We start from the raw sequence: 15,150 nt of genomic DNA, 5'->3' as shown, positions 1-15,150 counted from the left end.
GCGGTTCACCTCCTGTGGCGCAGGGTGCTGGCCGTACACATTCAGCCACCTTGAGAGGACAGACGGGGCACGCCGGAACGCTGCCTGAAGCCACCGCAGCCAAAGGATTTTACCCTCAGGCGTTGAGAACAAAGCTGCGGTTGATTCGTTCATCTGGCATCACCTCGCATCAAGACAAAAGGAGACCTCCATGCGTCCGCTCACTGCCCGACTCGCCTTTGCCCCCGCGCTTGTCGCCATGCTCAGCCTGAGCATGTTCGACGCCGCTCCGGCCTTTGCCCGTCATCACTATCACGGACGCGTGCATCACCGCGTTTGCCGCCATTCGAGCGGCACGGCAGGCCTGATCGCCGGTGGCGCCGGTGGCGCGCTGATCGGCCATGCGCTGATCGGCGGCCCGATCGGCATTGCGGCGGGCGCTGTGGGCGGTGCCTTCGGTGGCCGTGCGATCGACCGCTCCATGACTGCGCATCGCCGCTGCCGCTAAGCCTGAGAGGCCGGCTCCGTCACGGGGCCACCACCGATGCCCTTCCCCTCGATCCCCGAACGCGGCCATGAGCGCGGACAATCCCGCGCTCTGGCCGTTGGCCTTTCGGCGGGGATTGAGGTCGGGGTGGCCTTGCTGCTGTTGTTTGGCCTTGCCCCGCCCTCGGGCCTGCGTGAGGCCGTGCATGACAGCATCGCCGCCATCACGCTGACCCCGCCGCCTTTGCCGCCGGTCAAGCCACCGCCTCCCCCACATCATCATCGGCCCGCCGGTCGGGCATCGCCCCCCAATCTGCGCGCGAAAGCCGCGCCGGTTCTGGCGGTGAAGCTGCCTCTGCCGCAGCCCGTGCCCATCCCCGTTGCCACCAAGCCCGCCGCTGTCGGCACGCAGATGCAGAGCGGCGCGGCACCTGTGCCCGGGCCCGGCACCGGCGCGGGTGGTCAGGGCAATGGCACCGGCTCGGGCGGGAATGGAAACGGCGATGGTGATGGAGGCCGCGATCCTGAATGGGTCGGCGGCAGGATCAAATCCTCCGACTATCCAGAAGCCGCGCGCACGGCAGGGGCGCATGGCACGACATCGGTGACGATCTCGGTCTCCGCGCAGGGCCGCCCGAGCGGTTGCCGCCTTGTCGAATCCAGCCATAACCGCGATCTCGATGCCGCGACCTGCGATCTGGTGCTCAAGCGCTTCCGCTTTCGCCCCGCACGCGATTCAGCGGGCCATGCCGTGGCGGGCGAGGTCGACTACGATCAGGAATGGACCTTGGGCATCCTGACGGACGCACCCTAAGTCCTCTGCATCGCCCGAACACAAAAAGGGGCCGGATTTCTCCGGCCCCTTTCTTTGTTTGCCTGATCGAGCTTAGTTGCCCGAACCCGGACCGTAGGTGATTTCCACGCGACGGTTCTGCAGTTCGCGCACGCCGTCGGCGGTCGGAACGCGGGGGTTGGCTTCGCCGTAAGCGGTGCTCGAGATGGTGCCGTCAGCCACGCCATGCGAGGTGAGGTAAGCACGCACCGAGGCGTTACGACGGGCCGAGAGACCCAGGTTGTACTTGGGCGTGCCCGAGCGGTCGGTGTAGCCGGCCAGCGAGATCGCCGCCGAACCGCAGTTGCCATAGGCCTGGATCGCGCTGTCCAGAATGGTGGCAGCCTGAGGCGTGATGTCCGACTTATCCCAATCGAAGAACACGATGTAGGGGCCCTTGTTGCACACCGGAGCCGGGGGCGGCGGAGGCGGTGCCGCATGGCCGAAGTTGTAGGTCAGCGTCGCCAGCACCGAGTGGCTGCGCAGCGAGGTCTGCGCGAAGTTCTGCTGGGCATTGCGGAACAGATCGGTGCCATCAGGACGGAAGTAGCGATACTTCACACCCAGATCGATGTTGTGGGTCACCGGCATGGTGACGCCCGCGATGGCCTGCCAGGCATAGCCATTGTCACGGTTGTTCACGGGGACCGAACCGGCGCTGTTCTCATGCAGCACGATCGAGGCCCAGCCCACGCCGCCGCCGGCATAGGCCTTCACGCCACCCCAGTGGCCCAGCCCGAACAGCACGTTGCCCATGAAAGCGGTGGTGTAGGTGTTGCCCGAAAGCGTGTTGGCATTACGGGTGTAGAGGCCCGTTGCCGTCTGCTCCGACTTCATCCAGGATTCGTGATGGAAGCCTTCCGCTTCCAGGCGGAACTTGCCGAAGTCATAACCAACGGCGCCACCGGCTTCCCAACCGTAGCGAAACCGGTCGGAGCGGAAGTTGCTGTTGGAGTCGCGAACGTCAGCGCGCTCCTGCTTTACGCCGCCGCCTTCAACGGTGACATAGGGGCCCTGCTCGTCGGCATATGCCACGGTTCCTGATGCTGCGGTCGCTAATGCGGCAGCGAGAATGAGTTTCTTCATCCGTTACTTTCCCTTGCAGAGAGTGAGCCGCTTCGCAGTTGGTGGCCTCCGAAGCGACTTCGAGCATGGAAAGTATGGCCGAGACGGATTGTTGCATGGGCGAGATGAGCAGCTGCGGCATTTTACGAAGTGTGTTTTTTCGGCAACAACACATCGCGATAGAATGAAGGGTGAAGTTGCTCGCCGATTCGCGCCATCCGTTGCTCAGGAAGCCATCGATGGCCGCCATGAGCCTTGTGGCGCGGCCCCTTTTCCACCCTTGCATTCAAAGACACTCAGCCTGTCCCGCTGTTGTGCATCCCGGGCCAGCAGATCGATGCCGCCCCGCGCCGATCCGCTCTCGCCAAGGCGTTTGCAGCCGATCAACCTGCGGTCTTTCCTCAACAATCACAGACAGCACAGCTCGAATGTTTCGGCACACATCGCCGCGAAATCCAGCAAGCCTTTATCCAGAGGCGGAATGGTCGTGACAGGCGACAAGACCTGCTCCGCCTCAAGATGAGCGGGACATTCCTGTGGCAGACCGGGAGATGCATCGGGCTCTGCGCCCGTCAGGCTCAAGCCTCTGTATCGGAAGGCTGAACAGCGTGTCAGCCCCATGCCGGGCCCCAGCATCACTGCGTCAGTGCCCCGATATCACGCTGGACAGAGCCTCCGCAGCGCTTGCTTGAGCTTACCTTTGGGCAACCCCGCTTTGCCTCACCCCGATTGACTCATGCGGAAAATGCCGCCACACGCCCGGCACAGCCCAGCATATGGCAGGATGATCCACATCCGCCGATGTGAAGCAAGACGTGAGGGATCTCTGCGGCGCACATGTTGCGTTTTCGCGCCTGCAGAGCGAGCTCGCGCCCCTGTGACTTGATGGAATGAAGCGTTTATCTGTATCCCGCGCCATGTTTGCGCTGCCGGTGGTTGCCCTTGTGACGGGCCTGCAACCGGCCAATTCAGCCGCCCATGCCGCAGGACAGCAGACGGAAGCACCTTCCGCTCAAGTCCAGTCGAACAGCATTCAGTCAGACAGCGATCAGCCCGCCCCGGTTCAGGCTGACGTGTCCGCCCCCATCGACACTGTCGTTCCCGACAATGGCCCCAACATGCGCCAGGTCGAATGCGTGGCCAAGGTCATCGTTCATGAAGCGGCCAATCAGGTCCATCGCGGTCAGGTCGCCGTCGCTCAGGTCATTCGCGCGCGCATGAAGGTCGCCGGCACCGATGCCTGCGAGACCGTCATGAAGCCCGGCCAGTTCTTCAACGTCAACCGCTACAACCCTTCGCGCACCGGTGAGACCTGGCGCAAGGCGGTGGTCATCGCCACGCAGACCCTGAAGGGTGAAGGCGAAGAGGTCGTGCCCGGCGCGATGTTCTTCCACACCGTCGGTCACCCGATGCATGGCCGCGTTCAGGTCGCCCAGATCGACGACCACGTCTTTTACCGCTGATCTAGGTGGGGGCGTCAGCGCCCCCGCCCTCACCGTCTTGTGACGGCTTCTGGCCCGGCCATGTCGCCTTGCGCATGGCCTTGGCCGCCCCCTCCACAGAATCGACCACGGTGTTGAGGCCCAGTTGCCCCGCAGCATCGTGCCAGCTGTCAGCAGCGCTCACCACGGGCGCTGTCACCGTCATCACGGGCAGCTGATCGGCCCAATTGGCCAGAGCATGCGAATTGAGCCCCAGCAGGGCCAGCGTGCTGACAGCCACCGCGCCCGACACCCAGCCCAGACCTGCTTTCACCCCTGGCGCCTGCCATGCAGCGGTGCGTTCATGCGGGCCCATATCGGATTCGGCATCCGAATCGCCTTCCAGCTCTTCGGCGGCTTCGGGCGAGAGGAACTTCACCTCGCCGGGCTCTTCCTCGGGCAGATCGATGGGGGAGTCTCCCCAGGGCAATCCTTGGCTCATCGCTCGTTCCCTAGAACTGGAAATAGATAAAGGGCGCCACGCCCGCGCCGCGCAGGCCTTCCACCACCAACAGCAGCAGCGTGCCCGCCAGACCCACCACCCAGAAGGGCAGCACGCTCAGGCGGCGGCCCAGCCGCTGGATCGCGTCATGCGGCCCGAACTGGCAGGCCAGACCCAGCACGATCATCCCCACCGTCCATGGCGAGGCGATGAAGCTGCCCTGCTGCCCGCTGGCGATGCGGCCGATAAAGGCCGTCGCATCCTCGAACTGGGGGATGCGGAAAAAGATCCAGCCCAGCGTCACGATATGGAAGGTGAAGATCACCCCGATCCATACCGGCAGCGCAGGCAGGCTTTCAGGGCGCACCAGCTTCCACAGCCGCTCGGCCACCAGCATGCCGCCATGCAGCGCGCCCCAGATCACGAAATTCACGCTGGCGCCATGCCACAGCCCGCCCAGCACCATCGTGCCGAACAGCGCCAGACAGGTGCGCCACAACACCTGACGCGATCCGCCGAAGACGCCAATATAGAGGTAATCGCGCAACCAGCTCGACAGGCTGATGTGCCAGCGCCGCCAGAAATCCTGAAGCGAGGCGGCGCGATAGGGCTGGTCGAAATTGCGCGGGAAGCGGAAGCCCAGCAGCCCGGCAAAGCCGATCGCCATATCGCTGTAGGCCGAGAAATCGCAGTAGATCTGGATCGCATAGCTATAGGAAGCGATCACCAGATCGAGCGCCGAATGCGCCGAAGCATCGTTGAACACCGGATCGACCAGCTGGATGCCCAGCTCATTGGCGATCACCGCCTTCTTGATCAGGCCCCAACCGATCAGCACCAGGCTGGTCGCCGCCGCGCCCCGGCTCAGCCACGGCGTCTCGCGCAATTGCGGCAGGATATGGCCCGGGCGCACGATGGGCCCGGCCACCAGATGCGGGAAGAAGCTCATCAGAAAGGTCAGTTCGAGCAAGCGTGCCGGCTCGCTGCGCCCCTTCCACACATCGACGACATAGCTGATGCCCTGAAAGGTGAAGAAGGACACGCCCACCGGCAGGATCACATCGATCACCGGCAGGCTGCTCTCCCAGCCAAGAGCGGCCAGACCGGCATTCACCTCATGGGTGAAAAAGCCGTAATATTTGAAGAAGCCCAGAATCAGCAGATTGGCGATGACGCCCGCGCCCAGCCAGAAACGCCCCCAGGCCGGATGGCCCAGAATCAGCCGCGCCGATCCCCAATTGAGGAAGGCGCTGCCCAGCAGCAGCAGCACGAAGCGCGAATCGAACCAGCCGTAGAAGATCCACGATGCCACCAGCAGCATGATCTGCCGCCAGTCCCCCGCCCGGCGCATCAGCCAGTTGAGGGCAAAGACGATCAGGAAGAAGCCATGGAAGACCAGTGTGGGAAACAGCATGGGTGCAGGCTTACTTCGTCAGATCGAGCCGGGCGCGGTCGAGATCGGCGGCCAGCGCCTCGCCCAGCCTTTTGCCACCATCCGCGGTAAAATGCACATGGTCGCCGCGCTGCAGGCCTTGCGCCACCCAGTTCATGGTGGTGCAGCTGCCGCCCATCGCCCCCTGCCAGTCCCAGAAGGCCAGATTCATCTCCTGCGCCAGCCTGATCTGCATCGCGCGGATGCGCGCCAGATTGCCCGGCACCGACCAGCCATTGCCGCAGGCCACCGTCTGGCTCAAACCGGGCAGCGCCACATCGGAGCGGCTGCTGGCCGCATCGGGCGGCCCCAGCAGCAGGATCGGCACATTGCGGCCCAGCAGGCGGCGGATGCGGGCGATCTGCTCACGCATGGTCGTTTCCGCCTCATCCAGCTTGAGGCCGGGGTCGAAGCCCTCATTGGTGCCGAAAGCGACCACCACCAGATCGGGATGGGTATGGCGCAGCTCCACCCCCAGCACCTTGTCGTCATTGCGGGTGAAATGGATCAGCCGCGATCCGACAACGCCCAGATTGGAGAGCGTCAGCCCCCCCGCCTGATGCTGGCTCTCCCATGAGGTCAGGCTGACAGGCCGGTCATCCACCGTGGTGATCGAGACCGAGGGCACCGGCAGCGGCGTGGTGAGATCAAAGCAGGTCGCGCCGGGCGTGGCGGCAGCGAAGGACCAGTCCCGCTCGGTGCCGCTCATGGCGACATGGACCACGCCCTTGTCCGGCCCGGTCAGGCCGCAGAGGCTGAAATGATCGAACTGATAGGCCACGCTGTCCGCGCTCAGCGACAGCGAGGCCCCGGCATGCTGCGCCGTCTGAGTGAAGCCCGAAAGGCCGAGCAGCGCGCCGCCCTCGGTGCGCTGGCGCCCGAAGATCGAGTTGGGGGTCCAGTCCGGGCTCTGGCGGGCGGTGACGCCCCAGCTCAGATAGCCCGGATAGGGCCGCCCCACCGCCTGCGCGCCGCGCCCGCCCGCGCCATATTCGGCCTGCCAGCGCACGCGCCAGCCATTGGTGAGCATATCGCCCGCCGTATGGCTGTCACCGATCTGCACGATGGAGAGCGGCGGCACCGCCCCCGTGGCAAAGGGCAGCTTGACCAGAAAGGAGGCGATGGCGGCAGGATTGCGCAACTGCCCCGGCACGGTCCGGATCGTCTCGGCCGCCGGAGTCGTGGGCAGCGGCTGCACCACCGGCGAGGCATAGGTGTTCGACGGCAGATTGTAGATCGTCTGCCCATAGACGCAGGTGCCCAGCAGCATGGCGGCGGGCGTCAGCAGCAGGTGGCGCAGGCCGCGTGACGCGGGAATCGCGCTGGCCAGTGTCAGGCGCCCCATTGTCTCACGCGACAGGACATGCATGCGGCGCAACATCCTCATTTCGCTGCGCCCGGCTGCTTTGCCCCCGTGGAGGGAGGAGCCAAAGCCTCGATGCGTTGCCACACCGGCCGGGCAATGACGCTATAGCCATGGAAGGTCATATGAATTCCGTCCTCGGCCCGCGCATTGTAGCTCTTGTTGGTAAAGGGATCGACCAACTCCTTGGAGAAATGGTGATCCTTGTCCTCACTGACGGGCACCGGGTTGGTGAAGGGCACATGCAGGCGACACATCAGGCCAGTGTAGAAATTGTTCATGGACTGAACCTGACTGTCATAGTCAGCTTTGCGCATACGCGGCAGGCCGATCCAGGCGACGGCCACGCCCTCACCCTGCAGATAGGTGACCAGCGCCTCGACCCGGCCCCCGATCACCTTCTGCCAGCCCGGCGTCATATAGACGAAGCCATGGTTGCCATCCCGCACGCCCTGCGTGTCATTGGCGCCGAAATCGATGATGGCCACGTCGATCGGCTGAGCGGCGAAGCGGCTCTTGGCGTCATCCAGCAGATCGAGGCTGCGATAGCGAGTGAAGCCGATCCCCTCCTTCGACCATTGGGAGACCTTGAAGCCCTTCTTTTTCAGGAAGTTCTGAGCGGTGGCGGCCCAGATGCCATCGCCGAAGCTGTCACCCAGCACGCCGATGGTGATGGGTCGGTTCTCACGCAGCGCCGCCGCCACGCGGGATGAATGCGGGAAATCATCGGTGCAGCCGCCCTTGGGCAGGATCGCGGCCGGGGGCGCCTGCTGAGCCTGAGCCTGAGCGTGAACCGGCCCCTGCGCCTGGGCCGAAGCCGGCACGGCGGCGGCCACAACCGGCGGGGCAAGGCTGGCGCTGTTGTCCGCAAAGAGGGGTTCCAGCACCTTGCCATCATGCTCGAAGGAGTAGAGCAGCACCGCCCCGACCGCCATGCCGACAAACAGCACCGCGCCGCGATCGATATAGGCCAATCCCTTCATGATGCTTCTGAACCTGACTCTTGCGGTAAAATGGGGGGCACCGAACAGGCCCTGAAGGCCCGACCCGGCGTGAGGGCGCGAGACATCACGCGCAGCGCCCTGAAAGGCAAGCACAGTTTTGCCCGCTTGCGCCGCAGCGATGCTGCCCGGCGCCAGACTGCTCACAATCTGCCTGCTCGCAATCTGCCTGAGCGCGGCAGGGCACGGCGCGGCCCGGCAAGACTGCCGGACCGCGCCATCCGGTGCAATCAGTCGATCAACGCGCGGATGCGGTTCATCAGGCTCTGGATGCGCTCAGCCGCCTCACCGAAGGTCTTCACATCGGCGTGATTGTTGTTGCCGCGCGCTTCCTTCATGGAATCGACGTAGCCCTGCATATCCTCTTCCAGCGCATCGCAGATGAGCTCGGCTTCATCCTCGGTGAGCTTGAGCGTGATGGTCTTGTCCAATGTGGCCTCCTGTCATGACCCGCCCGCCATAGGCGGGCTTTCTTCTGTTGCTCCCGCCACAGGCGGGCTTCCTGCTGTTGACCCCGCCACAGGCGGGCCTTCTTCTTCTGACCTCAGCCCTTGGCGGGCCTCCTGCCTTGCCCTCCGCCATAGGCACAAGCCGCCGCCCGCGTCCATATCGCCAGAGGGGAGCAACGCGCTTTATACTCCGCTGACCGGGCACCGGTTGACAGGGCGAAGCGACCGCGCGAGGAGTTCCCATGCCTTCCCACTGCCAAGATTGGTGAGAATCCCCCCATGAAAATTGCTGTTTTCGGGCTCGGTTATGTCGGCCTGTCCAATGCGGTGCTGCTGGCGCAGCATCATGAGGTGGCGGCTGTCGATATTTCCGCCGAGCGGGTCGCCATGCTGAACGACCGCAAGGCGCCGATCGTCGATGCCGAGCTGGAAGAGTTTCTGGCCACCAAACCGCTGAACCTTACGGCCACGCTCGATGCGGGCGAAGCGCTGAAAGGCGCGGATTTCGTGGTGGTGGCCACGCCCACCAATTACGATGTGGACACCAGCCATTTCGACACCTCCTCGGTCGAGGCGGTGATCCAGGCCACCACAGCGGCCAATCCGGATGCTACCATCGTTGTCAAATCGACGATCCCCGTGGGCTTTATCGAGGATGTGCGCCAGCGTCTGGGCACGCAGAATGTGATCTTCAGCCCCGAATTCCTGCGCGAGGGCAAGGCACTTCATGACAACCTCCACCCCTCGCGCATCATCGTGGGGGAGCGGTCGCAGCGCGCGAAGACCTTTGCCGATCTGCTGCTGGAAGGCGCGGTGAAGAAGGATGTCGAGCTGCTCTTCACCGATCCCAGCGAGGCTGAGGCGATCAAGCTCTTCGCCAACACCTATCTGGCCATGCGCGTGGCCTTCTTCAACGAGCTGGACAGTTTCGCCATCGCCGGCGGCATGGACACGCGCCAGATCATCGATGGCGTGGGGCTCGATCCGCGCATCGGCGGCCATTACAACAACCCCAGCTTCGGTTACGGCGGCTATTGCCTGCCCAAGGACACCAAGCAGCTGCTGGCCAATTACTCCGACGTGCCGCAGAATCTGATCCGCGCCATTGTGGATGCCAACCGCACCCGCAAGGATTTCCTGGCCGATCTGATCATCGCGAAAAAGCCCGAGGTGGTGGGCGTCTACCGCCTGACGATGAAGGCCGGATCGGACAATTTCCGCCAGTCCTCGATTCAGGGCATCATGAAGCGGATCAAGGCCAAGGGCATCAAGGTGGTGATCTATGAGCCGGAAATGGCGGAAGACGCGTTCTATGGCTCGGAGGTGATGCGCGACCTGCCCGCCTTCAAGCAGGCCAGCGACGTTATCATCGCCAACCGCATGGCCACTGCGATCAAGGATGTGGAAGAGAAGGTCTTCACCCGCGATCTGTTCGGATCGGATTAAAGTCCGCTTCAGATCGTCTTGGTCACCCCCACGAAGAAACCCCGGCGCGCGCCCCATTGCGGCGCGCCCACACCCACACCCGCGCCATCGCGGATCTGATAGGCGTGATCGCCGACATTGATGATGTCGAAGCGCAGCTCCACCCCGGGCCGCTCAAGCTTGTAGCTGGCTGACAGATTGACCTGCGCATAGGTGGGCAGATGCGCACCATTGGGGATCTCGCTGCCATCGGCCGCCACGCCCGCCGTGCGCAGGCCCGAGCCATAGATCAGGCTCGATCCCAGCTTCAGCCCCTTCATCGCCCCCTGCTTGAAGGCGTAATTCACCCCCGCCGAGCCGGTGTAGGTCTGATCGTGATCGAGATAGATGTAGTGGTTGGCGATATAGGCCAGTTCCTCGGCGCTGAAGTTGAACTGGCTGGAGGTGATGCTCTTGCCCTGCGCCTTGGCCATGGCAAGATTGCCATAGATCGACCACGGGCCATGGTTGTAGCTGGCGTTGAACTCCACGCCACGGATGCGGCCCTTGGCGTAGTTGAAAGGCGTCTGGATGATCGGCGCGCCGAACTGGCCCTCATCGATCAGATTGGTCGAGAGGCGGTAATAGGCGTCGATCCCCAGAGCGAAACCGCCCTTGATCTTCTGCTCGAAGCCGACATCGAAATAATGCTGGCGCTCGGCAAAGGGCGTGGTGTCGAGCGTGGTGCCCGCCGCCGCGCTGGTGCCCGCCACCTTGGAGAGATTCGCCCCGCCCACCAGCTCGAAGGGCGGGGGCGAGAAATATCGCGCATAACCCAGATGAATCGCCGTGCGCGAGGCCGGTTCCCACACCATGTTCACGCGCGGCGAGAACTGGCTCTCGGTGCGATAGGCGGCATAGCGATCAAAGCGCCCGCCGTAGTTGAGGGTAACCTTATCGCCCAGCTTCCATTCGTCCTGCAGATAGGCGCTGGTGGTCCAGGCGTTGCTGGCGCTGTTATCGAGAATATCGACGGGCTGGCCGGTCTGCGCGCCGCTGTCATCCACCGGGAAGGCCCAGGTGCCGGTACGGCTGATGGCGTGATCATGCTGCACATAGAAACCGAAGCGAATCGTATGGGCATGGCTGACGCGCCACACGCCATCCATCTGGCCCGAAAGCGCCAGATCGTTCTTGAAGGCATTCTGCGCCGTGCCGTTGAACAGCAGCTCCCCGGTGACATCAGGGCGATAGATCAGCTCCGAATAGCGCGCCGCCACAGAGGTCTGAAGCGTCAGCGCGCCGGTGTGGCGCAGCCAGGCCAACTGGCCGAAGCCGGTGCGCTCTAGCTGCTGCTCGTTGAGATTGTCCGAGAGGTAATCGCTCTGGCCGTTCACCACATAGCCGGGCCCGGTCTGCGCGGCGGAAAGCCCGCGCGGATTGGGGATCTGGAAATGCTGATTGGCAAAGCCGCCCAGAAAGCTGATCCGATTGTCCGGATCGAGGATATGGTCGATGTAGGCGAAACCCTGCGCCTGATCGGTGGTGTCATGCAGCGGGGTGGAGCTGCCATCGACGCTCTCGATCCCCAGCTTGTTGTGCTTGTAATCGCCGGAGACGAAGTAATTGGTGTTCCCCGAGGAACCGCCATAATCGAAGCTGGGGTTGATCGAACCATGGCTGCCGCCATAGAGCGAAACCTCGCCGCCATTGTTGAACATGCCGCTCTTGGTGGTGATGTCCATCACGCCTGCCGTGCGCAACCCATATTGCGCGGGCAGCGCGCCGGTCAGCAGCGCGAAATGGTCGATCAGGCGGGGGCTCAGCGTCTGGCCGAAGACCGCCAGCCCCTCGGGCAGGATCGTGCCGTTGACGCGATATTGCAGATTGGCGTGGTCGTCACGCACATGGAACTGGCCGCCGCCATCCTGCGAAACGCCGGGGATCTGCAGCAGAATCTGGTTGAACTGCTGGTTGTCGCCCCCGGGCAGCGCCTGAATCGCGTCCTGGCTGACGGCATAGGAATCGGCGCCCAAAGCGGGCTGAATGCTGGCCCGCGCCTCATCCAGACGGCGGGCGGTGACGACGATCGTATGATCCGGCTGGCTTGCGGGCTTGTCCTGAGCCGAAGCGGCAGGCTGGCTCTGGGCCAGCGCCACGCCGGGCAGGGCGATCATGGCAACACAGGAAAGCAACAGGGGGCGCAAGCAATCATCCTTCGCGGCGGGGGCCGAACAGTCCCGGGGCTTTACATGTCATGAGACAAAGTCACCATCCGTCATTCCTCTACCCCAAAGGCCTCCTAACCTTGAAGGATTGAACGCTGGGCAACCGTGGCCATCGGAGACATCCCCATAGGATATAAAATCACCATAAAAAAGAGGGCGCCCGCAAGAGCGCCCTCTCCATGCGTTGGATGACGGATGCGGTCAGGCGGTGGGAGCCTGCGCCTCCTCCCGCTTTTCCAGCATGGCCTCGGCCTTTTCAGACAGCAGCATGCCGATCAGCGCCGCCATGGGATTGGCGCCCGCACCAAGGGCACCACCCTCGCCGCCAGACGCGCCGGTCTGGATCTGGATGCGGGGCACGATGTCCACACCCGACTTTTCCAGCGCCTCGGCCAGCCGTTCGACCACCTGACGGGTGAGCTGATAGCGCGCGCCGCCCGAAGCCTCGGCCTGACGGGCGATGGTTTCGGCGGTGGCAAGGCCGGTCTTGGTGATGCGCTCGGCATCGGCCGCAGCCAGGGCGATCATCTTGGCGGCCTCACCCTCGCCGATCATGCGGACGCGGTCGGATTCGGCGCGGGCCTGCATGCGGGTCTGTTCGGCCTGCTGAGTCGCCATCTTCAGGCTGGCCTTACCCTCGTTCTCGCGCACGATGATCGAGAGTTCGGACTGGGTGATCGAGGTCTGCTGATCGGCCCTCGCCTGCGCCTCACGCAAGGCCTTCTCGCTTTCGGCGGCGATGCGCTGCTTTTCATAGGTGGTCACGCGTTCCTCGGCGACCTGACGTTCGCGCAGCTGCTGCAGCACCTTCTCGATCTGGTCATTGCCGCCGGTGGCGCGCGGCGTGCCGATCAGCACCTCCTGCAGCTCCAGATTGTAGCCGAGGAATTTGGCGCGCATCTCCTCGCTGGCCTGCAGCTGAATGTCGCTGCGTTCCTGAAGCAGCTCGATCAGCGTCTTCTTCTGGGCGATGTTCTTGAAATAGGCCGAAACCATCGGGTCCAGCGTCTGCTCGACCAGCTTCTTGATGTCGCCGAAACGCTGCACCACCAGCGGCGCCTTGCGGTAATCGATATGCACCACCACCGAGAGCGGCAGATTGGGCTCGAAGGCATCGCGGGTGATCAGCGAGACTTCCGACAGATTCTCGTCGAACTTGTGCTGGCCGGTGATGTCGCTCTGCCACTTCAGGATGAAGTTGGTGGTGGGCACGATCAGGATCTTGCCCGCATAGGTGTTGAAGGCATATTTGCCGGGCAGCAGCGGCTCGCTCCACACGCCGCGCGACCCGCGCGCCACCAGCTCACCATGGCGGTAATCCTCGCCCGAGGTGTCGCCCGTATCCGCGCCGGTATAGCTGATCACCACGCCGACATGGCCGACCTCGATGATGGTCTTGCTGACCATCTCCACCGTGGCGAAGAGCCGGTTGATGAAATAGCTGCCCTCGACCAGCACCTGCAGCTGACGCCCGCGCCGGCCACCCGCCGCGATGAACTTCTCCGGGTCCTGGAAGGAGTTGTGGAAGCTGGCCGACTGCTTCTGATCGGTGCCCACCTCGGGCGCGATGATATGGTCGGCGGTCAGCGCCGGGCCGTCATGCACGGTGACGATGCCGATCTGGTCCGAGGCATCGCGGATCACCACCGCCTCGAAGCCATTCCGCCCGGCGATCAGATTCTGCATCTGGTTGAACAGCTCGCCATCGCTGTAGTTCAGCATCAGGCCGTGGATCTGCTCGCGCGTCAGCACCACGAATTGCGCGGTGTTGATGGCATAGGTGCCTTCACGCAGGATGGTGCGCTGCGGCCCCTTCTGCCCGCCATGCGTCAGGAAAGCGCGCACATCGAGGAAATCGGCGGTGGCGGCATTGCTGGCCAGCGTCTGGGTGGGGCCCAGCGGCGCGCCGTCACGCGCGAAGATGTAGCCGATCTGCCCCTGCGGGATGGTGACCAGCGACTGCGAATGGATGCGGTACTGGAAGGGGAAGAAGAAGTGGAAGCCGCCGCGCAGCACATCGGGCTGGTAACCGGCCTCGCCCTCCAGGGCGATCAGGCCCGCGCTCACCGAACCGGCGCGGCTCCACAGCTTTTCGACCACGGCAACCCGGTTGTTGCCGACATAGCGCACCATGCGCGAAACCAGAAAAAGCACGAACACAAACAAGCCTAGCCCGGCGGTGCCGCCGAGCGTGATGACGTTTTGCATGGGGGATGACATCCTGTGGTGTCTTTTTGAAAGCCGCCAAGGTTGAGCGGCCATCTCCATTTACGACTGTTCAAATAGCGATTCCAGTAAAATCGGAGTCTCTACTTTGGTCGTATTTCAGGTAATCTTATATCTTGTCTTCACCGTAGCGCGCCTCGACATAGGTCGCCATGACCAGCGCCTTGTCCTGAGCCTGCGTGGCCCGGTCGCGCAGCTGTTGCTCAAGGGCGCTGGCAATGCGGGTCAGGGCGGCGGCGCTGATGCTGCGCAAGGATGCTGCATCCTCGGTCTGCACGGCGGTGCGCCCGGCTTCGACCATCGCGGAAAGATCGCGAAGCAGAGCCTGCGTTGCCGAATCGCCAAGATCGGGACGCAGGGCACCGATGCGATCCAGCGCCGCATCCCCCTCCGGCCCGAAAGCACCGCGCCCGCGCGCCAGAGCCTGACGGAGGTTCTGCGCAGCCTGAGATTCAGCCTGATCGTCAATGTGAGGAGGTGTAGCCGCGAACCGGTCCGCCAGCGCCGCCAAAGCCGTCGCGCCCAGCCCCAAGGCGCCATAGGCCCCCAGAAACCAGCCGCTCATGCCCGGCACATGGGTTAGCCACAGATCCAATCCGCCATGCGTCTGGCTGGCAAAGCGCCAGCCATCCACGCCCAAGGCCAGCAGATAGGCGGGCACCACCGCATGCACCGCCCCGCCGCCCACCAGCTTCCACAGCGGAATTTTTCGGCGTTGCGAGACCATGATGTGGTTTTAGCACTGCAGGGTCGAAGAAAGAA

At 63.8% G+C, this 15,150-nt stretch carries 13 protein-coding genes; 4 read left to right on the top strand and 9 right to left on the bottom strand.

All coding sequences use genetic code 11. From position 1 onward, the window contains the following. Nucleotides 1-190 precede the first annotated feature (190 nt). Nucleotides 191-487, top strand: coding sequence for a hypothetical protein (locus HGK27_RS00345; RefSeq protein ID WP_068087455.1), 297 nt, complete (start codon nt 191-193; stop codon nt 485-487). A gap of 36 nt (nt 488-523) precedes the next feature. Next, nucleotides 524-1,279, top strand: coding sequence for an energy transducer TonB (locus tag HGK27_RS00340; protein ID WP_206237824.1), 756 nt, complete (start codon nt 524-526; stop codon nt 1,277-1,279). Between the two features lie 72 nt (nt 1,280-1,351). Here the strand turns inward: HGK27_RS00340 and HGK27_RS00335 are convergent, their stop codons facing one another. Further along, nucleotides 1,352-2,383, bottom strand: a complete 1,032-nt coding sequence (locus HGK27_RS00335) for an OmpA family protein (protein ID WP_206237822.1) — start codon at nt 2,381-2,383, stop codon at nt 1,352-1,354. A gap of 869 nt (nt 2,384-3,252) precedes the next feature. On the opposite strand from HGK27_RS00335, the gene HGK27_RS00330 reads away from it, so the two are divergent. Further along, complete coding sequence (locus tag HGK27_RS00330) at nt 3,253-3,825, top strand: cell wall hydrolase (RefSeq protein WP_206237821.1); 573 nt, start codon at nt 3,253-3,255, stop codon at nt 3,823-3,825. 1 nt (nt 3,826) lies between these two features. Here HGK27_RS00330 and HGK27_RS00325 read toward each other — a convergent pair whose 3' ends face one another. The 5 genes from HGK27_RS00325 to HGK27_RS00305 form a co-directional block, all read right to left on the bottom strand. Next, nucleotides 3,827-4,285 (bottom strand): hypothetical protein, encoded by a 459-nt coding sequence (locus HGK27_RS00325; RefSeq protein ID WP_206237819.1) that lies wholly within the window; start codon nt 4,283-4,285, stop codon nt 3,827-3,829. A 10-nt stretch (nt 4,286-4,295) separates the two neighbouring features. Further along, on the bottom strand, nt 4,296-5,699 hold the full coding sequence (locus HGK27_RS00320; RefSeq protein ID WP_206237817.1) for an MBOAT family O-acyltransferase: 1,404 nt from the start codon (nt 5,697-5,699) through the stop codon (nt 4,296-4,298). A 10-nt stretch (nt 5,700-5,709) separates the two neighbouring features. Continuing rightward, on the bottom strand, nt 5,710-7,086 hold the full coding sequence (locus tag HGK27_RS00315; RefSeq protein ID WP_206237815.1) for a GDSL-type esterase/lipase family protein: 1,377 nt from the start codon (nt 7,084-7,086) through the stop codon (nt 5,710-5,712). Nucleotides 7,087-7,100: 14 nt separating this feature from the next. Then, nucleotides 7,101-8,228 (bottom strand): DUF459 domain-containing protein, encoded by a 1,128-nt coding sequence (locus HGK27_RS00310; RefSeq protein ID WP_206237813.1) that lies wholly within the window; start codon nt 8,226-8,228, stop codon nt 7,101-7,103. Nucleotides 8,229-8,311: 83 nt separating this feature from the next. Continuing rightward, nucleotides 8,312-8,512, bottom strand: coding sequence for a hypothetical protein (locus tag HGK27_RS00305; RefSeq protein ID WP_206237811.1), 201 nt, complete (start codon nt 8,510-8,512; stop codon nt 8,312-8,314). Between the two features lie 297 nt (nt 8,513-8,809). Here HGK27_RS00305 and HGK27_RS00300 point away from each other — a divergent pair, with 297 nt between their 5' ends. Next, entirely contained in the window at nt 8,810-9,976 is a 1,167-nt protein-coding gene (locus HGK27_RS00300) for a nucleotide sugar dehydrogenase (RefSeq protein ID WP_206237809.1), read from the top strand. An 8-nt stretch (nt 9,977-9,984) separates the two neighbouring features. On the opposite strand, the gene HGK27_RS00295 is transcribed toward HGK27_RS00300, so the two are convergent. The 3 genes from HGK27_RS00295 to HGK27_RS00285 form a co-directional block, all read right to left on the bottom strand. Continuing rightward, nucleotides 9,985-12,141 (bottom strand): TonB-dependent receptor, encoded by a 2,157-nt coding sequence (locus HGK27_RS00295; RefSeq protein ID WP_322099003.1) that lies wholly within the window; start codon nt 12,139-12,141, stop codon nt 9,985-9,987. Nucleotides 12,142-12,363: 222 nt separating this feature from the next. After that, on the bottom strand, nt 12,364-14,370 hold the full coding sequence (locus HGK27_RS00290; RefSeq protein ID WP_206237808.1) for an SPFH domain-containing protein: 2,007 nt from the start codon (nt 14,368-14,370) through the stop codon (nt 12,364-12,366). A 127-nt stretch (nt 14,371-14,497) separates the two neighbouring features. Further along, nucleotides 14,498-15,115 (bottom strand): hypothetical protein, encoded by a 618-nt coding sequence (locus tag HGK27_RS00285; RefSeq protein WP_206237806.1) that lies wholly within the window; start codon nt 15,113-15,115, stop codon nt 14,498-14,500. Between the last annotated feature and the right edge of the window lie 35 nt (nt 15,116-15,150).

It is taken from the genome of Novosphingobium terrae (genome assembly GCF_017163935.1).
Lineage (GTDB): Bacteria > Pseudomonadota > Alphaproteobacteria > Sphingomonadales > Sphingomonadaceae > Novosphingobium > Novosphingobium terrae.
The sequence above is the reverse complement of the archived record's forward strand: the minus strand, read 5'-3'. Positions and strand labels throughout refer to the sequence as shown.

Coding starts and splice junctions, on each gene's coding strand:
- HGK27_RS00345 (WP_068087455.1), top strand. CDS start 191: ATGCGTCCGCTCACTGCCCGACTCGCCTTTGCCCCCGCGCTTGTCGCC.
- HGK27_RS00340 (WP_206237824.1), top strand. CDS start 524: ATGCCCTTCCCCTCGATCCCCGAACGCGGCCATGAGCGCGGACAATCC.
- HGK27_RS00335 (WP_206237822.1), bottom strand. CDS start 2,383: ATGAAGAAACTCATTCTCGCTGCCGCATTAGCGACCGCAGCATCAGGA.
- HGK27_RS00330 (WP_206237821.1), top strand. CDS start 3,253: ATGAAGCGTTTATCTGTATCCCGCGCCATGTTTGCGCTGCCGGTGGTT.
- HGK27_RS00325 (WP_206237819.1), bottom strand. CDS start 4,285: ATGAGCCAAGGATTGCCCTGGGGAGACTCCCCCATCGATCTGCCCGAG.
- HGK27_RS00320 (WP_206237817.1), bottom strand. CDS start 5,699: ATGCTGTTTCCCACACTGGTCTTCCATGGCTTCTTCCTGATCGTCTTT.
- HGK27_RS00315 (WP_206237815.1), bottom strand. CDS start 7,086: ATGCATGTCCTGTCGCGTGAGACAATGGGGCGCCTGACACTGGCCAGC.
- HGK27_RS00300 (WP_206237809.1), top strand. CDS start 8,810: ATGAAAATTGCTGTTTTCGGGCTCGGTTATGTCGGCCTGTCCAATGCG.
- HGK27_RS00290 (WP_206237808.1), bottom strand. CDS start 14,370: ATGCAAAACGTCATCACGCTCGGCGGCACCGCCGGGCTAGGCTTGTTT.
- HGK27_RS00285 (WP_206237806.1), bottom strand. CDS start 15,115: ATGGTCTCGCAACGCCGAAAAATTCCGCTGTGGAAGCTGGTGGGCGGC.